The sequence below is a fragment of the Blattabacterium cuenoti genome (assembly GCF_014251775.1).
Lineage (GTDB): Bacteria > Bacteroidota > Bacteroidia > Flavobacteriales > Blattabacteriaceae > Blattabacterium > Blattabacterium cuenoti_H.
The window spans coordinates 148693-172630 of sequence record NZ_CP059199.1; the positions used below are offsets into that span (position 1 = coordinate 148693).

At 22.5% G+C, this 23938-nt stretch carries 25 protein-coding genes; 14 read left to right on the forward strand and 11 right to left on the reverse strand.

All coding sequences use genetic code 11. From position 1 onward, the window contains the following. Nucleotides 1-8 precede the first annotated feature (8 nt). Genes purE through guaA form a run of 8 tightly spaced genes read left to right on the forward strand, consistent with a single transcriptional unit; the run spans nt 9 to nt 8633 of the window. Entirely contained in the window at nt 9-494 is a 486-nt protein-coding gene (purE, locus tag H0H58_RS00715) for a 5-(carboxyamino)imidazole ribonucleotide mutase (protein ID WP_185865135.1), read from the forward strand. Between the two features lie 11 nt (nt 495-505). Then, a complete protein-coding gene (gene purC / locus H0H58_RS00720; RefSeq protein WP_185865136.1) occupies nt 506-1234 on the forward strand; it encodes a phosphoribosylaminoimidazolesuccinocarboxamide synthase in 729 nt (242 codons plus the stop codon). 38 nt (nt 1235-1272) lie between these two features. Next, a complete protein-coding gene (gene purF / locus H0H58_RS00725; protein WP_238785160.1) occupies nt 1273-2655 on the forward strand; it encodes an amidophosphoribosyltransferase in 1383 nt (460 codons plus the stop codon). A 9-nt stretch (nt 2656-2664) separates the two neighbouring features. Further along, on the forward strand, nt 2665-3657 hold the full coding sequence (gene purM, locus H0H58_RS00730) for a phosphoribosylformylglycinamidine cyclo-ligase (RefSeq protein ID WP_185865137.1): 993 nt from the start codon (nt 2665-2667) through the stop codon (nt 3655-3657). 20 nt (nt 3658-3677) lie between these two features. Beyond that, the gene (locus H0H58_RS00735; protein WP_185865138.1) at nt 3678-4235 is read left to right on the forward strand and encodes a formyltransferase family protein; all 558 of its coding nucleotides are present in this window, start codon (nt 3678-3680) and stop codon (nt 4233-4235) included. A gap of 30 nt (nt 4236-4265) precedes the next feature. Next, nucleotides 4266-5807, forward strand: a complete 1542-nt coding sequence (gene purH, locus H0H58_RS00740; RefSeq protein ID WP_185865139.1) for a bifunctional phosphoribosylaminoimidazolecarboxamide formyltransferase/IMP cyclohydrolase — start codon at nt 4266-4268, stop codon at nt 5805-5807. A gap of 3 nt (nt 5808-5810) precedes the next feature. After that, the gene (gene purD, locus H0H58_RS00745; protein WP_185865140.1) at nt 5811-7052 is read left to right on the forward strand and encodes a phosphoribosylamine--glycine ligase; all 1242 of its coding nucleotides are present in this window, start codon (nt 5811-5813) and stop codon (nt 7050-7052) included. A gap of 27 nt (nt 7053-7079) precedes the next feature. Then, the gene (gene guaA / locus H0H58_RS00750) at nt 7080-8633 is read left to right on the forward strand and encodes a glutamine-hydrolyzing GMP synthase (protein WP_185865141.1); all 1554 of its coding nucleotides are present in this window, start codon (nt 7080-7082) and stop codon (nt 8631-8633) included. 5 nt (nt 8634-8638) lie between these two features. Here the strand turns inward: guaA and accD are convergent, their stop codons facing one another. Together accD and fbaA are read right to left on the reverse strand one after the other, a co-directional pair. Next, nucleotides 8639-9478 (reverse strand): acetyl-CoA carboxylase, carboxyltransferase subunit beta, encoded by an 840-nt coding sequence (gene accD / locus H0H58_RS00755; protein ID WP_185865142.1) that lies wholly within the window; start codon nt 9476-9478, stop codon nt 8639-8641. An 8-nt stretch (nt 9479-9486) separates the two neighbouring features. Then, nucleotides 9487-10560, reverse strand: a complete 1074-nt coding sequence (gene fbaA, locus H0H58_RS00760) for a class II fructose-bisphosphate aldolase (RefSeq protein ID WP_185865143.1) — start codon at nt 10558-10560, stop codon at nt 9487-9489. Between the two features lie 133 nt (nt 10561-10693). Here fbaA and H0H58_RS00765 point away from each other — a divergent pair, with 133 nt between their 5' ends. Beyond that, complete coding sequence (locus H0H58_RS00765; protein ID WP_185865144.1) at nt 10694-13282, forward strand: UvrD-helicase domain-containing protein; 2589 nt, start codon at nt 10694-10696, stop codon at nt 13280-13282. Between the two features lie 10 nt (nt 13283-13292). On the opposite strand, the gene lipA is transcribed toward H0H58_RS00765, so the two are convergent. Continuing rightward, nucleotides 13293-14141, reverse strand: coding sequence for a lipoyl synthase (gene lipA / locus H0H58_RS00770; RefSeq protein WP_185865145.1), 849 nt, complete (start codon nt 14139-14141; stop codon nt 13293-13295). A gap of 53 nt (nt 14142-14194) precedes the next feature. On the opposite strand from lipA, the gene H0H58_RS00775 reads away from it, so the two are divergent. The 3 genes from H0H58_RS00775 to H0H58_RS00785 are packed head-to-tail and all read left to right on the forward strand — an operon-like array spanning nt 14195 to nt 16678. Then, nucleotides 14195-15298 carry a Nif3-like dinuclear metal center hexameric protein gene (locus tag H0H58_RS00775; RefSeq protein WP_185865146.1) on the forward strand — a complete coding sequence of 368 codons (1104 nt, stop codon included), beginning with the start codon at nt 14195-14197 and terminating at the stop codon, nt 15296-15298. 3 nt (nt 15299-15301) lie between these two features. Next, complete coding sequence (locus H0H58_RS00780) at nt 15302-16099, forward strand: zinc ribbon domain-containing protein (RefSeq protein WP_185865147.1); 798 nt, start codon at nt 15302-15304, stop codon at nt 16097-16099. A gap of 15 nt (nt 16100-16114) precedes the next feature. Then, nucleotides 16115-16678 carry a thioredoxin family protein gene (locus tag H0H58_RS00785; RefSeq protein WP_185865148.1) on the forward strand — a complete coding sequence of 188 codons (564 nt, stop codon included), beginning with the start codon at nt 16115-16117 and terminating at the stop codon, nt 16676-16678. On the opposite strand, the gene H0H58_RS00790 is transcribed toward H0H58_RS00785, so the two are convergent. Genes H0H58_RS00790 through H0H58_RS00805 form a run of 4 tightly spaced genes read right to left on the reverse strand, consistent with a single transcriptional unit; the run spans nt 16662 to nt 20512 of the window. Further along, nucleotides 16662-17666 carry a DHH family phosphoesterase gene (locus tag H0H58_RS00790; protein ID WP_185865149.1) on the reverse strand — a complete coding sequence of 335 codons (1005 nt, stop codon included), beginning with the start codon at nt 17664-17666 and terminating at the stop codon, nt 16662-16664. The genes H0H58_RS00785 and H0H58_RS00790 overlap by 17 nt on opposite strands. Nucleotides 17667-17673: 7 nt before the next feature. Further along, entirely contained in the window at nt 17674-19107 is a 1434-nt protein-coding gene (locus H0H58_RS00795) for a CCA tRNA nucleotidyltransferase (RefSeq protein WP_185865150.1), read from the reverse strand. A gap of 1 nt (nt 19108) precedes the next feature. Beyond that, the gene (locus tag H0H58_RS00800; RefSeq protein ID WP_185865151.1) at nt 19109-19687 is read right to left on the reverse strand and encodes an L-threonylcarbamoyladenylate synthase; all 579 of its coding nucleotides are present in this window, start codon (nt 19685-19687) and stop codon (nt 19109-19111) included. Nucleotides 19688-19690: 3 nt separating this feature from the next. Next, nucleotides 19691-20512, reverse strand: a complete 822-nt coding sequence (locus H0H58_RS00805; protein WP_185865152.1) for a 2,3,4,5-tetrahydropyridine-2,6-dicarboxylate N-succinyltransferase — start codon at nt 20510-20512, stop codon at nt 19691-19693. Between the two features lie 55 nt (nt 20513-20567). Between H0H58_RS00805 and H0H58_RS00810 the strand changes: the two genes are divergently transcribed. Together H0H58_RS00810 and def are read left to right on the forward strand one after the other, a co-directional pair. Further along, nucleotides 20568-20999: a RuvX/YqgF family protein gene (locus H0H58_RS00810; protein ID WP_185865153.1), complete on the forward strand. Its 432-nt coding sequence runs from the start codon at nt 20568-20570 to the stop codon at nt 20997-20999. Nucleotides 21000-21012: 13 nt separating this feature from the next. Further along, complete coding sequence (gene def, locus H0H58_RS00815) at nt 21013-21540, forward strand: peptide deformylase (protein ID WP_185865154.1); 528 nt, start codon at nt 21013-21015, stop codon at nt 21538-21540. Nucleotides 21541-21542: 2 nt separating this feature from the next. Here def and rplT read toward each other — a convergent pair whose 3' ends face one another. From rplT to thrS, 4 genes are all read right to left on the reverse strand, one after another. After that, nucleotides 21543-21887 carry a 50S ribosomal protein L20 gene (gene rplT / locus H0H58_RS00820; protein ID WP_185865155.1) on the reverse strand — a complete coding sequence of 115 codons (345 nt, stop codon included), beginning with the start codon at nt 21885-21887 and terminating at the stop codon, nt 21543-21545. Nucleotides 21888-21889: 2 nt separating this feature from the next. Beyond that, entirely contained in the window at nt 21890-22078 is a 189-nt protein-coding gene (gene rpmI, locus H0H58_RS00825; protein WP_185865156.1) for a 50S ribosomal protein L35, read from the reverse strand. 9 nt (nt 22079-22087) lie between these two features. Then, nucleotides 22088-22618: a translation initiation factor IF-3 gene (gene infC, locus H0H58_RS00830; protein ID WP_185865273.1), complete on the reverse strand. Its 531-nt coding sequence runs from the start codon at nt 22616-22618 to the stop codon at nt 22088-22090. A gap of 64 nt (nt 22619-22682) precedes the next feature. Continuing rightward, the gene (gene thrS, locus H0H58_RS00835; protein WP_185865157.1) at nt 22683-23924 is read right to left on the reverse strand and encodes a threonine--tRNA ligase; all 1242 of its coding nucleotides are present in this window, start codon (nt 23922-23924) and stop codon (nt 22683-22685) included. Nucleotides 23925-23938: the final 14 nt, after the last annotated feature.

The following is a 23938-nucleotide window of genomic DNA, read 5'->3' on the forward strand; positions in this document are numbered from 1 at the left end:
TTATTGAAATGAGAGTAATTGTAATTATTGGAAGTATCTCTGATAAAATAATTATGAAATCAGCAGTAGATATGTTAAAAATATTTCAAATAAATTATAAATGTTATGTAATTTCTGCACATAGATTACCAAATACTTTATCAAAAATTTTAAAAAAATTAGAAGATGAAAATACAGATTTAATTATTGCAGGAGCTGGTTTATCAGCTCATTTACCAGGAATAATATCATCTAAAACTATAATACCAGTTATAGGTGTTCCTATATATAATTCTAAAAATAGTTTATTAGGTGGAATAGATGCACTTTCTTCTATTACGCAAATGCCTAAAGGTGTCCCTATAGCATCAGTAGGAATAAATAATTCTTATAATGCTGCTTTATTAGCAGTACATATTTTATCTATGAAATATATTTTTTTAAAAAAATCATTGATAAAATTTAGAAAAAATATCCAAAAAAAATTGGAAAATGAAATAGAACAACATTTGTAATATATAAATACATGAATTATAATATTATAAAAAAAAATATCTTATTAGAAGGAAAAACAAAAATAATATATAAAACTAATAATTCTTTTAAGATAATTATTCATCACAAAGATGATTTAACGGCTTTAAATGGATTGAAAAAAAGTTGTTTATTAGATAAAGGAGTTTTAACTAATGAAATTAGTACATTAATATTTAAATTTCTTAATTATTCTGGAATAAAAACACATTTTATTAAAAAGATAAACAATAGAGAACAACTCTGTCATAAAGTGAATATAATACCTTTAGAATTTGTTATAAGAAATATTGTTACTGGAAGTTTATCCAAACGTTTGGGGATTAAAGAAAAAAAAAAAATTCCAAATGGAATCATTGAATTATTTTATAAAGATGATAAATTAGGTGATCCACTTATTAATGAAAGTCATGCAATTTTTCTAGAAATCATATCCCATGAAGAATTAATTTATATTTTTTCTATTGTAAAAAACATAAATAATTTACTGAAATTATATTTTTTCAATAAAGGAATTATATTAGTTGATTTTAAAATTGAATTTGGAAGAAATAAAAATAATGAAATTTTACTTTCTGATGAAATTAGTCCAGATACTTGTAGATTATGGGATAGGAATACGATGAAAAAATTAGATAAAGATTTATTTCGTATGGAATTTCCAAAAAAAGAAAAAATATTCGATTCCTATATGGAAATCTTAAAAAGATTAAATAAATAATAATATACCTTGTTTACTCATTAATAAAAATTGTTTATTTGGATAAATTTCATGAAGAATGTGGAATATTTGGAGTGTATTCTACATTTAAAATAGATACATTTTCATTAATACAATCCGGACTTTTTGCTTTACAGCATAGAGGGCAAGAGGCTTGTGGGTTTTCTGTATTACGTGATGGATATATTTTATCTCATAAAAGTGAAGGATTAGTTTTAGATTTTTTTAAAAAAATATCTAATTCTGATTTTTATAATGGAAATGCAGTAATTGGACATACTCGTTATTCAACAGAAGGAGGAATCAGCAAAAAAAACATTCAACCTTTTTTTGGAGAAAATTCATTTGGAAAGAGTACTATTTCAATAGTTCATAATGGAAATTTAATTAATGCAAGAAATACAAGAAAAAAACTAGAATCTTTAGGGATTAATTTTATTTCTGAATATTCTGATTCAGAGGTGATATTACGTTTGATTCAGAAAAATTTGCTAGAATCTAATAATAATTTAGAAGAATCTATAAAAAAAACAACTTTAAATATTAAAGGTGCATATTCAGTAATTGTTTTAATGGATAATAAAATAGCTGCATTTCGAGATCCAAATGGAATCAGACCTTTATGTTATGGAATTTTAAACGAAGAAACTTATATTTTTAGTTCAGAAACTTGTGGAATTGATTCTATAGGTGGAACTTATATAAGAGATTTATTCCCAGGAGAAATAATTATTATAGATAAAAAATCATCCAAATTCTCTATGATAAAAAAAATCAATCATCTAAAAAAAAGAATATGTTCTTTTGAATATATTTATTTTTCTCGTCCTGATTCTTTTATTGAAAATTTAAATGTCTATAAAATCAGAGAAAAAAGTGGGGAAAAACTTTATGAACAACATCCAGTAAAAGCTGATGTAGTAATTGGGGTCCCTGATTCAGGTATACCAGCTGCTATAGGATATTCTAAAGTTTCAGGTATACCATTTAAACCAATTTTAATAAAAAATAAATATATTGGTAGATCTTTCATACTCCCCCAAAAAAAAATACGAGAAAAAATGGTTAATTTAAAATTAAATCCTATTTTACATGAAATACAAGGGAAACGTATAGTTATTATAGATGATTCTATAGTCCGTGGAACAACTAGTCGTAAATTAGTTAATATTTTAAGAAATGCAGGAGCTAAAGAAATTCATTTTAGAAGTGCTTCACCGCCAATTATTGCTCCATGTCATTTAGGAGTAAATACTCCAATAAAAAAAGATCTTTTTTTTAATGAAAAAGTTGATAAGGATCAAGTCGCTAAAATTTTAGATGTAGATAGTTTAGAATTTTTAAGTATGAAAAATTTAATAGATATATTAGGAAGTAAAAATCATTGTTTTGGCTGTTTCAATGGAGATTATCCAATTTAGAATGAAATTATGAAAAAATATGACAAGTTTATAGATAAAATTGGAAAAATTTTAAAAAATACTTATAACAAAAAAGTATTAAGTAATATAAAAAATTTTTCTGGATTTTATAAAATAAATCATGAATATAAAAATCCTGTAATTGTTTCTGGAACAGATGGAGTAGGAACAAAAATTTGTTTAGCACTAGAATATAAAAAATATAGTGTAATTGGAAAAGATTGTTTTGCAATGTGTATAAACGATATTTTATGCCATGGTGCAACTTCTTTATTTTTTTTAGATTATTTAGCTTGTAATAAAATTGATTCCTATATTATGGAAAAAATAATTAATGGCATAGCTAATTCATGTAAATTAACTAATACATGTTTTATTGGAGGAGAAACTGCCGAAATGCAAGATATATATCCCAATAATATTTATGATATAGCCGGATTTTGTGTAGGAATTGTAGATGAATGTGATATTATAGATGGAAAAAAATTAATACAAGAAAATGATGTTATAATAGGGATTCCATCATCCGGAATTCATAGTAATGGATTTTCTTTAATTAGAAAAATTTTTTCTAAAGATGATTTTGAAAAATGTTTTTTTAACAGTAAAAAACCTCTTTATGAATTACTTTTATTTCCAACGAAGATTTATTATAATTTCATTCACGTACTATTAAAGAAATTTTCTATACATGGAATTGCTAATATTACTGGAGGAGGAATTTTATGTAATCTATCTAGAATTATTCCAAACGGATTAACTGCAATAGTTAAAAAAAATGATATTTTTGTTCCATCTATTTTTTCCTTTATACAAGAAAAAGGAAAAATTTCAGATAAATTAATGTGGGAAACATTCAATATGGGGATAGGATTAATTATTATTGTATCTTCTTTAGATAAAGATCTTATTTTAAAAGAAATTATTTCTATAGGTGAGAAACCAATTATAATTGGAAATATTGTAAAAACATATAATAATAAAAAAGTTTTTTTAAAATAAATATTTTTTATTATTTAAACATGAAAAATATAACTGTTTTAGTTTCCGGAAATGGTACAAATATGAAACATATATTGAAAGCCATTAATAATGGAACATTGTATGATTTTAGGATAAATTTAGTGATTTTTGATAGAAAATGTGAGGCTATACAATATGCTATCAAAAAAAATCTTAAATTTTTTCTTTTAAAAAAAGATAAATTTTTATCAAAAAGAATAGATAATTTACTTATAAAAAGTAATCCACATATTATAGTATTATCTGGATTTCTTTCTATACTAAATAAAAATTTTTGTAAAAAATGGATCGGAAAAGTGATAAATATACATCCTTCAATTTTACCTAAATATGGAGGGAAAGGAATGTATGGAAAAAAAGTTCACGAATCAGTAATTAATAATAAAGAAAAAATATCAGGAGCAACAGTACATTACGTGACAGAAAATATTGACTCCGGAGACATTATATTGAAAAAAAAATGTAAAGTCTCATCAAATGAGACAATTTATTCTTTGTCTAAAAAAATATCTCTTATCGAAGAAGAAATATTAATTGAATCAATAAAAAAATTTTAATTATTAAATTAAATTATAAAATTTTTTATTATGAAAAATGTTTTGATTAGTGTTTATCAAAAAAATGAAAAATTATTGGAATTTGTTTCTTTTTTATCTAAAAAAGAATATCAGATAATATCTACTAGTGGAACTTATCATTTTTTAATGAAAAATGGTTTTTCACCAATAGAAGTATCTACTGTAACATCTTATCCTGAAATGTTAGATGGAAGAGTCAAAACCATACATCCTGATATATATGCTGGAATATTAGCTAATCGTTCTATTAAGAAACACGTTCAATCAATTCAAAATAAAAATATTAAACTAATTGATATTGTATTAATTAATTTTTATCCATTTAAAAAAATGAATAAAAAAAATTTAGATATAAAATCTTTAGTAGAATTTATTGATATTGGTGGTCCATCATTGCTTAGAGCTGCAGCAAAAAATTTTTTTTATGTTACTGCTATTACAGATAGCAATGATTATTCTTTAGTAAAAGATGAAATTAATTATAATGGATCAACTTCTTTAGAATTAAGAAGAAAATTAGCAGGGAAAGTTTTCAATTTGACATCTATTTATGATACTATCATTTCCAATTCTATTTTAGAAGAAAATTTTTCAAAAAATTTTCCTTTTTTTTTAAACTTTTCTTTTGAAAAAAAATTTGATCTACGATATGGTGAAAATCCTCATCAAAAAGCTGCTTTTTATGTTAATAATTTATCTGAAGATAAAAAAGGAATTATGCATAATTTCAGACAATTACATGGGAAAAAACTTTCTTTCAATAATATAAGAGATATGGATATAGCTTGGAAAATTGTTAATCAATTTTCTAATCCTACTTGTTGTATAGTTAAACATTCTACTCCTTGTGGAGTAGCAACTGGAAAAAATGTTTTGGAAGCATTTAAAAAAACTTATTATGCTGATCCAGTTTCTTCTTTTGGGGGGGTGATTGCTTTTAATTATCCTATTTCAAAAACATTAGCATTAGAAATTAATAAAATTTTTTTAGAATTAATAATTGCACCTAATTATGAGTTAAATACGAATGAAATTTTACAATCAAAGAAAAATTTGAGAATTATTATTCTAAAAGATTCAATTTCAGATAAATTAGAATTTGTTCAAGTAGATGGTGGTTTATTAATTCAACAATCCGATTATTTTTTAAACAACAAAGAAAATTATAAAATAGTTACTAAAAAAAAATTTTCGGATGAAGAAGTAAAATCTTTATTTTTTGCTCAAAAAGTTGTAAAATACGTTAAATCTAATGCAATTGTGATAGCTAGTGAAACACAAACTTTAGGAATTTCTGGAGGTCAGACTAATAGAATTTGGGCTGCAAAAGCAGCTATAAGTAGAGCATTAGAAAAGAAAAAAAAGAGATTAGTACTAGTTTCTGATGCTTTTTTTCCTTTTAGAGATATTATAGACGAAGTTGCTCATTCAGGAAGTATACAGGCAATTTTACAACCAGGAGGATCTATACGAGATGAAGAATCTATAAAAGCTTGCAATGATTATGGAATAGCTATGGCTTTTACTGGTAAAAGATATTTTAAACATTAAAAAATGAAAATTTTAATTATTGGTAGTGGAGGACGTGAACATGCTATTGGAAAAAAATTATTAAAAGATAATCCTAATATTCATTTATATTTTTATCCAGGAAATGGTGGAACTAAATTAATAGGAGAAAATATAGAAGGAGATTATTCTGTTTTAGATCTGTCTTTTTTTTCAAAAAAAAATAATATTGACCTTACAATAGTAGGATCTGAATTTATTCTTATGAAAGAAATAGTAGATTTATTTAAATTTTATAAACTAAATATAGTGGGTCCTCATTATTTAGCAGCTAGATTGGAAGGTGATAGGATTTTTGCAAAATCTTTTATGAAAAAATATGGAATTAGAAATCCTAAATATGAAGAATTTGATTCTTATGATAAGGCAATAAATTTTTTAGAAAAAAATATAATTAATTCATTGGTTATAAAAACTAATGGTTTGGCATCAGGAAAAGGAGTGATTTTGACTCATAACAAAAATGAAGCAAAACAGGCATTAAAAACTATTATGATAAAAAAGAAATTCGGAGATTCTGGAAATAAAGTTATCATAGAAGAATTTTTACAAGGAAATGAAGTTTCTATAATATCTATTTTTAATAATAAAGAAATTATTCCTTTTTTATCTTCTAAAGATTATAAAAAAATAGAAGATAATGATAAAGGATTAAATACAGGAGGAATGGGGGCAATCGTTCCTAATCCATATATGAATGATTATAATTGGATTGATTTTCAAAAAAATATATTAGAACCTACTTTAGAAGGGATAATGTCAGAAAAATTAAATTTTTTTGGTTTTTTGTATTTTGGATTGATTATATCTAATAATAAAATTTATTTATTAGAATATAATACTAGAATGGGGGATCCTGAAACACAATCTTTATTACCATTAATGAAAAGTAATTTTTTTAAATTATTGATGAATGCTTTTAATGGAGAAAAAATAAATATTTTATGGAAAAATTATTGTTCTTGTTGTGTTGTTTTATCTTCAAAAGGATATCCAGAAAAATACAGTAAAGGAAATGTTATAAAAGGTATAAATCTTATAGAGGAACCCTTTTATATAGCCGGAGCTGATAAAAAAAATGATAAATGGATTACTTCTGGGGGAAGAGTTTTAAATATAATAGGAATAAGTTCTTCTATAAAAGAAGCAAGAAATATAGCTTATAAAAAAATAGAAAAAATTCAATTCAATGATCTTTATTATCGTAAAGATATCGGTTTATTTTAATTTAAATAATAATAAAAAAAAAATTAAATGAAAAAAGATTTAATCATTGTATTGGATTTTGGATCTCAATATAGTAATTTAATTGCAAAAAGAATAAGAGACATAGGAGTATATACTTTATTATATTCATATAATCTATTATCTATAAAAGATATTTTATCAAAAAAACCTAAAGGAATTATTTTATCGGGTGGACCTTTTTCGGTTTATAAAAAAAATTCGCCAAAAATATCTAAAGAAATTTTAGAAATTAACATTCCATTACTTGGAATTTGTTATGGAATGCAATTAATTTCTTTTTTATTAGGTGGAGTTATCCATCAATCTAATATTAAAGAATACGGAAAAGCACTTTTAAAAATAAAATGTAAAAAAAATCCATTATTTAGTGGGATTCCTAAAGATAGACATACTACAGTTTGGATGAGTCATTTTGATGAAATAAAAAAAATTCCAAATGAATTTGATGTTATAGGATCAACTTCATCTTGTACATTTGCAGCTATAGCTCATAAAAAAAAAGATATTTATGCTGTTCAATTTCATCCTGAAGTAAACAATACAGAATATGGAAATTCCATATTAAAAAATTTTATCGATAAAATTTGTAAATGTGATCGTAATTGGAAATTAAATAATATTATACAGATAATTATTAGTGATATAAAAAATAAAGTATCTAATAATAAAGTTATATTAGGATTTTCTGGGGGATTGGATTCTTTTGTTACCGCATTTTTAATTCATAAAGCTATTGGAAAACGTTTACATTGTATTTTCGTAGACACAGGATTATTTTTCGTAAAAGAAAAAAATACAATTTTTTCTTTCTTTCATAAAATGAATATTTCTATTAAAGAAATAAATGCTGAAAATAAATTTTTATCTAAATTGAATGGAATTAGTAATCCGGAAATCAAAAGAAAAATAATAGGAAAAGAATTTATTAATCTTTTTGAAGAAGAATCCAAAAAAATTAAAAATGTAAAATTTTTAGCTCAAGGAACTATATATTCAGATGTAATTGAATCTTCAAATAATTCAAATGAAAAACTAAGTAATTCTATAAAATCCCATCACAATGTAGGAGGATTACCAAAATATATGAAATTAAAAATTATTGAACCATTAAAAATGTTATTTAAGGACGAAGTTAGAAAAATAGGAAAATTATTGAAAATTCCAAATGATATTTTATATCAGTATCCATTTCCAGGTCCAGGTTATAGCATCAGAATTATAGGAAAAATAAATAAAAAAAAAATTAATATTTTAAAAAAAGCAGAAAATATTCTTTTACAAGAATTAATTAATTATAATTATTATAATTTTATAAGCCAAGCTTTTATAATTTTATTACCTATTAAATCAGTAGGAGTTATGGGGGATAAAAGATCATATCAATATACTGCTGTATTACGATCAGTAAATACTGAAGATTTTATGACTGCTACATTTTCAAATTTATCTTATGATTTTTTAGAAAAAATTTCAAGTAGAATCATTAATGAAGTTGATGGTATCAATCGTATGTTATACGATATATCGTCAAAACCTCCATCTACTATTGAATGGGAATAAAATATTTAAATCATCATATGAATCAATTTATATAAATTTTTTTTTAATTCTGTTCTAGGTGATATTAAATCTATAAATCCATGTTCCATTAAAAATTCTGAAGTTTGGAATCCTTTTGGTATATCTCTTCCTATTATTTCTTTAATAACCCTAGGGCCAGCAAAACCAATTAATGCACCTGGTTCTGCAATATTAATATCTCCAAGTAAAGCGTAAGAAGCGGTTACCCCCCCCGTAGTTGGATCAGTAAGTACTGATATATAAGGTAAATTAGATTCTCTTAATTGAGTAAATCTAGCTATTGTTTTAGCCATTTGCATTAAAGAAAAAGAAGATTCCATAATTCTTGCTCCTCCAGATTTTGATATTAAAATATATGGTAGTTTTTGATCAATACAATATTTTATTGCTCTAGATATTTTTTCACCTACTACAGACCCCATAGATCCGCCTATAAAAGAAAAATCCATACAAGATATTAACACTTTTATTCCCCCTATTTTTCCTTTTCCTGTTCTAATAGCATCATATAAATTTGTTTTTTTTCTAGCTTCTGTTATTCTATCGGTATATTTTTTATAATCTATCCATTTTATAGGGTCTTTACTGGTAATTTTTATATTCATTTCCATAAATTTTCCATTATCGAAAAGAATTTTAAAATATTCTTTACTATGAATTCTTACATGATATCCATCTTCTGGATTAACATATGCATTCTTTTTTAATTTTTCGGTATCTACTATTTTTCCATTAGGAGTTTTATACCATAAACCTTTAGGTAAATCTTTTCTATCATCTATGGATGTTAAAATTTTTTTCTTTTTTCTTAAAAACCAATCCATGAATTATTTTATAAAGTATTAATATTGTTCATTAATTCAAAATATTTTTTTAATAATCTTTTAAAAGATTTTTCACCTTCTCTTAACCAAATTCTAGGATCATAATATTTTTTATTTGGAATATGTTTACCTTGTGGATTTCCTATTTGTTTTTTTAAATATTCTTTATTTATTTTCATATAATCTCGTATTCCAGAAGTAAAAGCGTATTGTAAATCAGTATCAATATTCATTTTAACTACACCATAATTAATTGATTTTTTTATTTCTTCTTTAGAAGAACCGGATCCCCCATGAAAAACTAAAGAAATTGGATTTTTTTTAGTATTCATTTTTTGTTGTACATATTCTTGTGATTTTTTTAAAAGATCAGTACGTAAAATAACATTTCCAGGTTTATATACTCCATGAACATTTCCGAATGATGCTGCTATAATAAAATTTTCACTTATGTTCATTAATTTTCGATAAGCATAATATACATCTTCTGGTTGAGAATAAAGTTTTTTGTTCTCAATATTAGAATTATCTATTCCATCTTCTTCTCCACCAGTAACACCTAATTCTATTTCAATTGTCATTTTATAATTAGTCATTTCTCTGAAATATCTTTCGCAAATTTTTATATTATTTTCTAAAGATTCTTGAGAAAGATCTAACATATGAGAACTAAATAAAGTAGTTCCAAATTTTTGGTGGTAATTTTTATTAGCTTCTATTAATCCATCTATCCAAGGTAAGAAAAATTTAGAACAATGATCCGTATGAAGTATTACTGTTGCTTTATAAAATTTAGCTAACTCATGAATATGCATTGCTGCTGATATAGAACCTTTTACAGCAGCTTCTTGTTTATTTTTATTTTTAATTGAACCAATTCCAGCATTAAAAATTGCACCTCCATTAGACAATTGAATAATAATAGGTGAATTAATTTCAGAAGCGGTTTCCATTGCGGCATTCATTGTATTGGATCCTATAACGTTTACAGCTGGTATGGCAAAAGATTTTTCTTTAGCATATTCAAATATATCTTTAACAAGATTACCGGTAATTACTCCATAAGGAAATTTTCTAGACATATTAATTACAACTTTTTGAAAGATAAACAAATGTAAAAATAAAGTATTATTATCACTATAACATAATTTTTTTTAATAAAATGTTTTTTTGAGTATATAACCATTTTACAATAAAACTATATTAATTATAATTATGTTAGAGTCAGGTACGTTGAAAATATGCAATGCATCAGCCGGATCAGGAAAAACTTTTTTTTTAATTAAAAACTATTTATATATATTATTTAATAGTAATGATCCAAAAAAATTTAAGACTAATTTAGTTTTAACTTTTAATAAAAAATCATGTGATGATATAAAAAATCATATTTTAGAATGCATTAAAGATTTTTCTAATCAAAAAATTAGAAATAAATATAATATTTTTTATAATTTTATTATAGATAATTGTCAGTTAACAAAAGATGAATTATATAAACGTTCTAAAAATATAGAAAAAGAAATTTTTTCTGATTTTTATACTTTTTCCAATAGTATTAGCACTATTGATAAATTTACTTATCGCATTATTCGATCTTTTTCTCCTAATTTATCTTTAGAGATGAATTCTCATAATTTTTTATCAAAAATCGTTGATAATATTATATATAAAATAAAAAATTCAAAAAAATATTACAGAAATTTTATTCAATTTTTTATAGAAGAAATAAAACATGGAAAAAATTGGAATTTAAGAAAAGAAATATATAATATAGCTCTCATAATGATTAATGAAAATCATTTTTTTCATATGAAAAAAATGAAAAACTTTTCTAAAGAAAATTTAATTCAACTAAAACATATTATAAGGAAAAGAACTAAAAAATTTGAAAATCTTTGTAAAGAACAAGGTAATAAATTTTTTAATTTTCTCGAAAAGAAATCAATTCCTAAAAATTGTTTTATCTACTCAGATATTCCAAATTTTTTTATAAAGTTTTTAATGGAAAATATTATTATAAATCCTTTTAAAAAAAGGATTGAAATAAATGTAAAAAATAAAAAAATTTTTTCTAAAAATTTTATAAAAGAAAATAAAAAAAAAACCATAAAATTAATAAGATATATTATTTCTTTATATAAAGAAACAAAATATCTATATGAAAAAAATATCTCATCTTATATTTTAGATAAATTTTTTTTAAAAAGTATTAATCTATTATCCATAGTTGACGAAATAAATAAAGAATTTACTTTAATAAAAAGAGAAAATAATATCCTTTTAAAGGAAGAACTCAATCAAGTTCTTTATGAAAGAATTAATCATTCATTACCTAAAATTTATGAAAAAATTGGTATACAATATAAATATTATTTTATAGATGAATTTCAAGATATATCATATATGCAATGGAAAAATATTGAAATATTGATTGAAAACTCATTATCAGAAAATGGTTCAGCTATCGTAGTAGGAGATCCTAAACAATCTATTTATAGATGGAGAGGAGGAAATTCGCAACAATTTTTTCATTTAATTTATTCTTATAGCACTGCTTATAAAAAAAAATTAGAAATTTTAAAATATAATTTTCGTAGTTGTAAAGAAATTGTCAAATTCAATAATTCATTTTATCCATTTATATCAAAAATATTTAAATGTTTAATTTATAAAAATTTATATAAAAATGCTAAACAAAAAATACATCATATAAATGATACGGGATATGTAAGATTACAACTAATTAATGCAATTAATAGGAAAAAATATAGAGAAAATATATATAAAAATGTTATTATTCAAATAAAAAAACTTTTAGAAAAAAAATATTCTTTTTCAGATATAGCAATTCTAGTCAGAACAAATGAAGAAGGTAGTTATTTATCAGATAAATTAATTATGAACGGAATAAATGTAAATACATCTATATCTTTTTTGATAAAAAATTATTTTGAAATACAAATAATCATAAATTTTTTATATTTTTTAAAAAATCCTTTGGATCAAGAAAAAAGAGTTTCTTTAATTTTATTATTAATAAAAAGTAATATAATTAAAGTTACTAAAAATTATATACATAATTTTATTAAAAAAATTATCCATTTACCTATGGAATATTTTATTAAGGAAATTTTTTTTTCTTTGAAGAAAAAGAAAAAAAATGTAATAAATATATTTATAGAAAATAAATTATATAATAAATCTATATATGATATATCAGAATATATTATTGATTTTTTTGATTTATTAAGTAAAAATAATTTAATATATATTTATACATTTTTAGATTTTGTTTACAGATTTACAAGAAAAATTGGAAATTCAATTATAGATTTTTTAAAATATTGGGAAGATAATAAAGATAATATTATTATTAGTAATAATTTTAAAAAATCTATTCGAATTATGACTATTCATAAATCTAAAGGATTACAATTTCCTGTAGTAATTTTACCTTTTGTTGATTGGAATTTATATTTAAATAGTGAAAAAATAAAATGGATTGACATTAATCCAAAATTATATATGGGAATAAATAGTTTATTTTTAGAAATAAAATCATATTATAAAAATATAAACAGTATACGAGAAATTTATGAAAAAATATTATCGAATACAATATTTGATAATATTAATTTATTATATGTCGCTACTACTCGTCCTACTAAACAACTTATTATTTTATCTAAAATTGAAAAAAATCAATCATATATATCTTATTATATCATAGAATTTTTAAAATATTATAATATGTGGAATTCAAAAAAATATAATTATTCTTTCCAAAAAAAGAATTATTAAATGAAAATTTTTATTTTACGTGTTTATCAGCGTGATAAGAAGATCTAACCAATGGGCCACTTTCTACATATAAAAATCCCATTTTTAATCCAATTTTTTTTAAATCTTGAAACATTTCTGGACTAATAAATGTATATATAGGATAATGTTTAGAGGAAGGTTGTAAATATTGACCTATTGTTAATATATCTACCTTAGATTTCTTTATATCTATCATAGTATCGATAATTTCTTCTTTTGTTTCACCTAACCCCAACATTATTCCTGTTTTTGTTCTTATTTTATGATTTTTTATTTTTATATATTCTAATACTTCAAGACTCCTATTATATTTTGCTTGAACACGAACTTTTTTGGTTAACCTAAAAACTGTTTCTACATTATGAGAAATTATTTCTGGTTCAATATTAATAATTTCTTCTATTATTTTTTTATCTCCTTTAAAATCAGGAATTAATGCCTCTATGGTAATAGAATTATTTAAATTTCTTATTTTTTTTATGGTTTCTACCCATATAGAAACCCCCATATCTTTTAAATCATCTCTATTTACAGAAGTTAAAACAACATGTTTAGTTTTTAATGTCATTATAGATTCTGCTATTTTCTTAGGTTCTTCCCTATCTAATTTTTTTGGTCTTCCTTTTTTTATTCCGCAAAATCTACAAGATCTTGTACATATATTTCCTAATATCATAAAAGTAGCTACTCCTTTTCCCCAACACTCCCCTATGTTTGGACAACTTGCGCTTTGACATACTGTATTTAAATCATTTAATTTTATAAGATTTTTTATTTTTTGATAATTTTTTCCTATAGGAAGTTTTACTCTTATCCATTTTGGTTTTTTATGATTCATAATTTTGAATATTTATATATGAAATTAAAAAATAAATTTTATTTTAAATTTTTATGAAAATATTAATAAAGGATCTAATTTATCAATTAGAAAATTTAGCTCCAATAGAATATGCAGAGCCATATGATAATGTGGGTTTAATAATAGGATCTTATAATCAAATAGTTACAAATATATTAATTACGTTAGATTTAACGGAAAATGTTTTAATAGAATCAATAAAAAAAAATTGTAATTTTATAATAACTTTTCATCCTATTATTTTTAAGCCAAAAAAAAGTCTAATTATAGAAAATATTTATGATAAAATTATTATTCATGCATTAAAGAATGATATATCTATTTATGTTATTCATACAAATCTAGATTCTATTTGGGAAGGTACTAATTCTTATATAAGTAAAATTTTAAAAATTAATAAAGAAAAAGTACTAATTCCAAAAAAAAATATTTTAAAGAAATTGTATACCTATGTTCCATTAGATTACGCTAAAAAATTAAGAAATTCTTTATTTGATGCTGGAGCGGGAAATATTTCTGATTATAGTCATTGTAGTTATAATATTAATGGAATAGGAAGCTATATGGGAAACGAAAAAACTAAACCATTTCGTGGTAGTAAAAAAAAATTTCATATGGAAGAAGAAACATGTATTAGTGTAATTTTTCCATATTACAAATGGAATAAAATAAAAAAAGCACTTTTTAAAAATCATCCTTATGAAGAAATTGCTTATGAAGTACATAATATAGAAAATATTAATTTTAGAGTTGGAATAGGGATTATTGGAATTCTTGAAAAAGAAATGAATGAATATGATTTTCTATTTTTTTTAAAAAAAAAAATGAATTTATTGTTTATAAGACATTCTCAATTAAGAAAAAAAAATATAAAAAAAGTATCAATAATTACTGGATCTGGTAGTTTTGGAATAATTCCCGCTATGAAAGAAGGATCAGATGTTTTTATTTCTTCTGACATAAAATATCATGATTTTTTCAAATCAAATCAAGAAATGTTGATTGTAGATATAGGACATTATGAATCAGAAAAATTTGTAAAAAAAATGTTAAAAACTTTTTTGGAAAAAAAATTTCCTTCTATTTTTGCTTATGAATCAAAAATTGATACTAATCCAGTTAAATATTTTTCATAAAAAATGATTCGTGAAATAAAAAAAAGTAATAAAAATTCTATAGTAGAAAAATTGAAAATATTATATAATATTCAATTAATAGATACTAGAATAGATGAAATAAAAAAATTTAGAAATAATCTTCCAGAAGAAATAAAAAATATGAATAATGAATTATATAATATAAAAAATGATTTAAATAATCTTGAAAAAGAAATTTGTTCTATAAAAAATAACATAAATAAAAAAGAAGAAGATATTAAAAAATCTGAAAATTTAATTATAAAATATAAAAATCAAAGAAACAATGTAAAAAACAGCAAAGAATTATATTCAATTGATAAAGAAATTGATTATCAAAAATTAGAAATTCAATTATTGAAAAAAAAAATTAATGAATTAAATATTATAATGAAAAATAAAAAAAAATTAATAATTGATAAAGAAAATACATTAAATAATAAAAAAAAACATTCTTCTTATAAAGAAGAAGAATTTAACAATACTTTATCAAAAAATGATAAAGAGGAAAAAATTTTATATGAAAAATCATTAAAGCTTTCTAAAAAGTTAGATGAAAAATTATTAAAGTCTTATCAAAGAATAAGAGAAAAAGTAAAAAATGGAATCGCTGTAGCTCCAGTTGAACGAGGTGCTCCTTTAGGATCTTATTTAGCTATAACTCCTCAAAAATATTCTGAATTAATTCAAAGAAATAATATTTTAATAGATGAACATAGTGGAAGAATATTAATAGATAATGAACTAGCTAAAGAAGAGAAAAAAAAATATCTTATTTATCAAAATAAAATAATAAAATAAAAAATCTTAATTATAATGGTAGTTACTTATTCTTCAGATAATAAGAAAATTATTATGAAAAACTTCAAATTATTTGAGGTAAATTCGGGAGAGAAAAAAAATTTTTCAAATTTTTTTTCTAGAAAAGCTAATGTAATAATGTTTATATGTAATCATTGTCCATATGTTAAACATATTAATCATAAAATTGTTAGTTTATCAAACTATTTTAGTTCTAAAGAAATATCTTTTTTAGCAATTAATCCAAACGATCCTGATCAATATCCTCAAGATTCTCCAAAAAATATGAAAAAAATATCCATTCAATTTGGATATACTTTTCCTTATTTTTTTGATGAAACTCAAGAAGTGGCAAAATATTATCAAGCAAAATGCACACCTGAATTTTTTATTTTTTCGGGAAATGGAATATTAATATATAATGGACAATTTGACAATTCTAGACCAGATAATAATTTACCTATTACTGGAAACGATATAGTACATATATTAAAAATGATTTTATTTAAAAAACTAGATAAAACAAAATTACCAATCATAAAAAATAGTTATGGATGTAGTATTAAATGGAAAGTTTAATTATATCATAGTAATTTTGTATTATAGTTAAAAAATATTGAATTGTTTCAGATAAACTTTTTTTTAATATTCCTCCTGATGCATTTTTATGTCCACCTCCCCCAAAATATTTTTTAGAAAATTTATTTACATCAAAATCGCCCTTTGAACGAAAAGAAATTTTAATAGGATATTCATCCTTTTCTTGAAAAAAGAATACAGATAAAATAACATTTTTGATCCCTAAACCATAACCAACAATTCCATCAGAATCCCCCTGTTGATATGGATAAAAAATATCAGATGATTTTATACTAGTATAAGCAATATGATATTTTTTTATAACTTTTAATCTATTTAATGCTATAGATAGCAATTTCAATTTATTTTCATTATATTTATCATTATATTTATTATAAATATTATGTAGATCTAAATTATTTTTCATTAATTTCGATGCAATTAAATGAGTTTCTGAAGTTACAGAAGGAAACCGAAAACATCCTGTATCCATCATTATACCAATATATAAACATGTAGAAATTTTTTGATCGATTTTGTCTAAATTATTCATATCTGATATTATTCTATATACTAATATACTTGTAGCTGGTACGGTTGAATCATGGATCATGACATCAAATTTAGTAGGATTAGGATGATGATCAATCAAAATTTTTTTAGATACAGAATTATAGAGTAATTCTTTTATAGCAGTACTTATCCTTGAATAATTATTAAAATCTATAAAAAAAATAAAATCTGATTTAAAAATAATTTTTTTTACTAAAAAATAATTTTTTTTATTACAAAAAATTATTTTTTCAGTTCCTGGGAGCCAGGATAAATTTTCTGAAAATTTTGTAGGAGATACTATATTTACATTGTATTTTAACTTAATAAAATAAAACATAAGTGCTAAAGATGATCCTAAAGCATCTCCATCTGGATTATTATGAACTAATAATAGTAGATTCTTATTTTTTTGAATTTTTTTAAAAAATGACATAAAAAACTTATTTTTTTTTTAATCCTAATTCTTTTCCCTTTTTTAACATAAAATAATAAGCTGAACTAAAATCATTAGATATTTTTCCTTCTAAAATAGAATTTTTAATATAATTTTTTATAATTCCTATTTTTTTACAAGGATTAATATCAAATGCACTCATAATATCATTTCCGGATATTGGAGATTTCCAATTCATAATACAATCTTTATTCTCTATTTGTTTTATTCTCTTGATAAGAAAAGATATATTATTCTCATATTGTTTTTTTTTTTCTATACTACCAGTAGTAATATCAGATAAACTTAACTTTATTAAGTCTTCTATATCGTTTCCTAAATCAAATAATAATCTCCGTATTGCAGAATCACTAATATTATTTCCTACTAATGAAATTGGTCTATAACTATTTTTGACCATTTTTTTTACATATTTTAAAATATTTCCTTTAGGTAATTTTAGTCTTTTGAAAATATTAGAAATCATTTGACTACCTACATATTCGTGTGAATGAAAAGTCCAACCTACTTTTGGAAAAAATTTTTTTGTTTGAGTTTTTCCTATATCGTGTAATAATCCTACCCATTTTAACCATAAAGAATTACATTTTTCTCGACTTAAATTATCAACTACTTGCAAAGTATGATAAAAATTATCTTTATGTTTAAATCCATCTTTTTCTTCTATTCCTTCTAATACAGATAATTCTGGTAATATAATTGATAATAATCCAGATTTTTTCATTAATAGTAATCCAATAGATGGTTTACTAGATAATAATATTTTATTAAATTCTTCTATAATTCTTTCTTTAGGAAGAATATTAATTCTATTCTTATTTTTTTTTATAGATTGGAATGATTTTTTTTCAATAAAAAACTGAAGTTCAGTAGCAAATCTTATAGCCCGTAACATTCTCAGGGGATCATCTGAATAAGTAATATCCGCATTTAATGGAGTCTTCAATATTTTATTTTTTAAATCTGATACCCCTCCAAAAGGATCTATTAATTCTCCATAATTATTACTATTTAAACTAATAGCTAAAGTATTAATTGTAAAATCTCTTCTATTTTGATCATCCTGTAATGTCCCTAATTTTACAATTGGATTTCTACTATTTGGATTAGGATAGGACTCAATTCTAGATCCAACAAATTCTATTGTTTGATTATCGTATTTAAGCATTGCAGTCCCATAACGTTTAAACATCCTTATAGGATGAAAAACTTTAGTATATTTATAAATATTTTTAGCCACTTCTTTAGCTAACCGTATTCCTTCTCCTATTGTTAGGATATCTAAATCGCATGACTTTATTTTTCTTAATAATAAGTCACGGACATATCCGCCTATTATATAACTATCTTGTTTTATTACTTTAGAAGAATGACTGACAATTTGAAATATATTTTTTCTAATAGCTTTTGATAAATTCATATTATACACGTAATATGTTAAAATTATTTGAATTAATCTCTATAATTTTTGATCCATTGTAAATAGATTTTTCATTTCTTCTTAAATTTACTGCATAATCTATACTATTTAAAATAATCGGATTAATTTCTTTAAATTTCATAGGAGTTTTTCCTCCTGAAAAATTAGCAGAAGTAGAAACAATAGGTCTATTTAATTCTTTAATTAAACAATTGCAAAATGAATCGTGAGTTAAACGGATTGCTAATTTATTTTTATTATGAATAAATTTAATTAAATTATTTTTAATATTGTTATAAACTATTGTAATTGGTTTTTGTTGATTAATAAAATTATCTAATATTATTTTTTTAGTAAAATCAGTAATATTTCCAACTAAATTTCGTAAACGATTAATATTGTCTACCAAAATAATCATAGATTTTATGTGATTTCGTTTCTTTATTTCATATATTTTTTTTATAGCATTTATGTTAAAAGCATCGCATCCCAACCCCCATACAGTATCTGTTGGATATAACAAAATTTTTCCTTTTTTTAATATTTTTAAACTTTTTTCTATTTCCTTAGAAAAAGACATAATTTATACGGATATATTATGTGTTCTTAACGCATCATTTAATGAAGTTTTTTTATTGGTGCTTTCTTTTCTTTTTCCTATTATTAAAGCACATGGAACATAAAATTTTCCTGCAGGAAAATTTTTAGGATAAGATCCCGGAATAACTACTGAATTTTCAGGAATTACTCCTTTTATTTCAACAGGTAGATTATTATTAGTCACATCAAAAATTTTAGTGGATGTAGTTAAAACTACATTAGCTCCTAATACAGCACCTTTTTTTATAAGCACACCTTCAACCAGAATACACCTAGAACCTATAAAAACGTCATCTTCAATTATCACTGGATTAGCTTGTACAGGTTCTAAAACACCTCCTATGCCTACTCCCCCACTTATATGTACTTTTTTTCCGACTTGAGCACAACTACCTACTGTTGCCCATGTATCTATCATAGTGCCTTCTCCAATATATGAACCTATATTAACGTAAGAAGGCATTAAAACTACTCCAGGGGCTATATACGAACCATAACGAGCTATAGCATGAGGGACTACTCTGACACCCTTTTCTTTAAATTTTTTTTTTATGGGGATTTTATCATAAAATTCAAACGGTCCAAATTTAATTTTATTCATTTTTTTGACTGTAAAAAACATTATTATAGCTTTTTTTATCCATTCATTAACTATCCATTTTTCATCTAAAAATTCGCATACTCTAATCTTACCATTTTCTATATGATCAATTACTTCTATAATTGATTGTTTTATATTTTGATCAATTGACCATATATCTTTTTTATTCCATGAATTTTCTATTTTTAACTTTAATTTATTCACTTTTTTCTATATAAATTTGATATATGAATTAAATATAATAAAAATATTATAATAGATGGGAAAAATATTAGGAATAGATTATGGAATAATTATTACTGGATTATCCATAACGGATCAAAATAAAATATTTGCATTTGGATTAGACGCTATTCCAACTAAAAAATTAATGATATATTTAGAATCAATAATTTATAAAGAAGAAATTGAAAAATTAATAGTAGGATTACCAAAAAAATTAAATAATAATCTTGAATTTTTTTTAGAAAAAAAAATTCAAGATTTTTTGGCTGTTTTTTGCAAAAAATATCCAAAAGTATCAATAATAAGAATAGATGAACGTTTTACTTCTAAATTATCTTTTTATTATATGATATCATCTGGGCTAAAAAAAAATAAGAGAAAAAAAAAAATTTTAAATAAAATTAGTGCCACTATAATTTTACAGTCTTATCTTAGAAAGATTACATTAAAAAATAAAAATTTATAGATTATAATATAAAATGATATTACCTATAATATTTTATGGGAACCCTATTTTAAGGAAAAAGAATTTAGATATAGATGCTATATTATATAAAAAAGAAATTAACCAATTGATAAAAGATATGTTTGAAACTATCCATCAGGTAAAAGGATTAGGATTAGCAGCTCCACAAATAGGAAAAAATATAAGAATTTTTATAGTAGATATTCCATTTATTATTGGAAAAAAAGTTAAAAATTATAAAGAAGTATTTATTAATGCAAAAATAATAAAACTTTATGGAAAAGAGTATTTTTTTAATGAAGGATGTCTAAGCTTTCCGGGAATTAATAGTTATATAAAAAGAAAATCTAATGTATTAATTGAATATTATAATAACAATCTAGAAAAAAAAAAAAAAATATTTACTGGAATCTGTGCCAGAGTTATATTACATGAATATGATCATATAGAAGGAAAACTTTTTATTGATTACTTATCAAAAAGAAAAAAAAAGTTAATAGAAAAAAAATTATCTTCTATAAAGAATATGAATAGTGAATAAAATTAATAAATAAAATCTATTAATTTCTTAAGAGTACTTGGATCATTATATGAAATATCAGATAATACTTTTCTATTAATTTTAATATTTTTTTTATATAATTTATTAATAAAATCAGAATAAGATTTTCCATATTGACGGACTCCTGCATTTATACGTTGAATCCAAAGAGATCTAAAATCTCTTTTTCTTTTTTTTCTACCTGAAAAAGCATACAAAAAGGATTTCTCTACTGCATTTTTCGCAACAGTATAAACTTTACTTCTTGCACCATGAAATCCTTTAGCTAATTTTAAAATTTTCTTTCTTCTTCTTCTAGAAGCAACTGCATTTGTAGATCTTGGCATAATTATATTTGTTTCTTAATATTTTTAAAATCAGATTTCTTTAGTAAAGAAAACTTATTAAGATGACGTTTTCTTTTTTTAGATTTTTTCGTAAGTAAATGGCTTTTAAATGAATGTTTTTTTTTTATAAAACCACTACATGTTTTTTTAAATCTTTTTTTTGATCCTGATTTTGTTTTTAATTTTGGCATTGGAATAATTTATTTTGTAATAATTTTTTTTGGAGCTATAATCATATACATCCTTTTTCCTTCCATAACTGGCATCTGTTCTACTTTTCCATATTCTTCTATTTCTTCAGCAAATTTTAATAATTTAATTTTTCCTTGTTCTTTATAAACTATAGAACGACCTTTAAAAAAAACAAATACCTTTACTTTATCTCCTCGCATTAAAAATTTTTCTGCACTTTTTATTTTAACTTTACCATCATGATCACCTATTTGAGGGCCAAATCGGATTTCTTTAGTATTTACCTTTGTTTGTTTAGATTTAAATTGTTTTTTCTTTTTTTTTTGTTCGTATAAATATTTTTTATAATCTAGTATCTTACATACTGGAGGTTTTAATTTAGGATTAATCTCAACTAAATCTAAACCTATATTTTCAGCAATAGATAATATATCTTTTGTAGAATATATTCCATTTTTAATAGAGGAATCACCAACTAAACGAATTATATCCGAATTAATATTATTATTAATACGATGAATATTTCTTTTTTTATATATTGGTCGATATACTTTCCTTTTCTTATTTATCCTCGAATATTTTTTTTTTATAGTATTAAAAAGTTTAAAAATTGATTTTACTTAAAATATTTTTAATTCCATCAATATAAGAAAATTTTCCTATATGTCCTATACCATGACACCTCAATGAGATAGATTTTTCTCTTTCTTCTTTTTCTCCTAAAATAATCATATAAGGTATTTTTTTATTTTCAGAATCTCTAATTCTTTTATTAATTTTTTCATTTCTATTATCAATAAAAACTCTAATATCATTATTTAACATTAAATTTAAAATTTTTTTTGCATATATTATATATTTATCACTAATAGGTAAAATTACTACTTGATCTGGCACCATCCATAAAGGAAAATTTCCTTTAGTATGTTCTATCATTATTGCAATAATCCGTTCTAAAGAACCAAATGGGGCTCTATGAATCATTACAGGTCTATGTTTTTCATTATTTTTTCCTCTGTAATAAAGATCAAATCTTTCGGGTAAATTATAATCTAATTGAATAGTTCCTAGTTGCCAGTCTCTTCCTAAAGAATCTTTTATTAAAAAATCCAATTTAGGTCCATAAAATGCTGCTTCTCCATAATGAATAGTAGCTTTTATATTTTCTTCTTTAACTAATTTAAGAATTATTTTTTCTGCTTTTTCCCAATTCTCTTTAGATCCTATATAATCATGATTATTATTAGGATCTTTTAAAGAAATCCTAACTTTATATTCCAAAAAACCTAAACATTGAAATATATAAAATACTAAGTTTATAACTTTTTTAAATTCTTTTGATAATTGATCATACGTACAAAAAATATGTGCATCATCTTGAGTAAAAGCTCTAACTCGAGTTAACCCATGAAGTTCGCCACTTTTTTCGTATCTATACACAGTTCCAAATTCAGCAAAACGTTTAGGCAAGTCCCGATAAGACCATTCTTGAGATCGAAAAATTTCACAATGATGAGGACAATTCATAGGTTTTAATACAAATTCTTCTTTATTACGAGGTGTTTCAATAGGCTTAAAGCTATCTTTTCCATATTTATTCCAATGTCCACTTTGGATATACAATTTTTTATTTCCAATATGTGGAGTAATTACCATTTCATATCCTGATTTTTTTTGTATATCAATTAAAAATTTTTCTAAATTACTTCTAATTATAGTTCCTTTTGGTAACCATAATGGTAATCCAGCGCCTACATTATTAGAAAAAGTAAATAATTTTAAATTTTTACCTATTATTCTGTGATCTCTATCTGAATGAATCCATTTATTATTATTTTCATTCATATACAAAAATTTAT

Bases quoted from the DNA above. Each gene is read 5' to 3' on its own strand.
- purC (WP_185865136.1), top strand. From the start codon at position 506: ATGAATTATAATATTATAAAAAAAAATATCTTATTAGAAGGAAAAACA.
- lipA (WP_185865145.1), bottom strand. From the start codon at position 14,141: ATGAATCATAAAAAACCAAAATGGATAAGAGTAAAACTTCCTATAGGA.
- H0H58_RS00775 (WP_185865146.1), top strand. From the start codon at position 14,195: ATGAAAATATTAATAAAGGATCTAATTTATCAATTAGAAAATTTAGCT.
- def (WP_185865154.1), top strand. From the start codon at position 21,013: ATGATATTACCTATAATATTTTATGGGAACCCTATTTTAAGGAAAAAG.
- H0H58_RS00800 (WP_185865151.1), bottom strand. From the start codon at position 19,687: ATGTCTTTTTCTAAGGAAATAGAAAAAAGTTTAAAAATATTAAAAAAA.
- H0H58_RS00790 (WP_185865149.1), bottom strand. From the start codon at position 17,666: ATGTCATTTTTTAAAAAAATTCAAAAAAATAAGAATCTACTATTATTA.
- purM (WP_185865137.1), top strand. From the start codon at position 2,665: ATGAAAAAATATGACAAGTTTATAGATAAAATTGGAAAAATTTTAAAA.
- H0H58_RS00780 (WP_185865147.1), top strand. From the start codon at position 15,302: ATGATTCGTGAAATAAAAAAAAGTAATAAAAATTCTATAGTAGAAAAA.
- H0H58_RS00765 (WP_185865144.1), top strand. From the start codon at position 10,694: ATGTTAGAGTCAGGTACGTTGAAAATATGCAATGCATCAGCCGGATCA.
- fbaA (WP_185865143.1), bottom strand. From the start codon at position 10,560: ATGTCTAGAAAATTTCCTTATGGAGTAATTACCGGTAATCTTGTTAAA.
- thrS (WP_185865157.1), bottom strand. From the start codon at position 23,924: ATGAATGAAAATAATAATAAATGGATTCATTCAGATAGAGATCACAGA.
- H0H58_RS00785 (WP_185865148.1), top strand. From the start codon at position 16,115: ATGGTAGTTACTTATTCTTCAGATAATAAGAAAATTATTATGAAAAAC.
- rpmI (WP_185865156.1), bottom strand. From the start codon at position 22,078: ATGCCAAAATTAAAAACAAAATCAGGATCAAAAAAAAGATTTAAAAAA.
- rplT (WP_185865155.1), bottom strand. From the start codon at position 21,887: ATGCCAAGATCTACAAATGCAGTTGCTTCTAGAAGAAGAAGAAAGAAA.
- H0H58_RS00795 (WP_185865150.1), bottom strand. From the start codon at position 19,107: ATGAATTTATCAAAAGCTATTAGAAAAAATATATTTCAAATTGTCAGT.
- accD (WP_185865142.1), bottom strand. From the start codon at position 9,478: ATGGATTGGTTTTTAAGAAAAAAGAAAAAAATTTTAACATCCATAGAT.
- H0H58_RS00735 (WP_185865138.1), top strand. From the start codon at position 3,678: ATGAAAAATATAACTGTTTTAGTTTCCGGAAATGGTACAAATATGAAA.
- purD (WP_185865140.1), top strand. From the start codon at position 5,811: ATGAAAATTTTAATTATTGGTAGTGGAGGACGTGAACATGCTATTGGA.
- purH (WP_185865139.1), top strand. From the start codon at position 4,266: ATGAAAAATGTTTTGATTAGTGTTTATCAAAAAAATGAAAAATTATTG.
- H0H58_RS00810 (WP_185865153.1), top strand. From the start codon at position 20,568: ATGGGAAAAATATTAGGAATAGATTATGGAATAATTATTACTGGATTA.
- guaA (WP_185865141.1), top strand. From the start codon at position 7,080: ATGAAAAAAGATTTAATCATTGTATTGGATTTTGGATCTCAATATAGT.
- purE (WP_185865135.1), top strand. From the start codon at position 9: ATGAGAGTAATTGTAATTATTGGAAGTATCTCTGATAAAATAATTATG.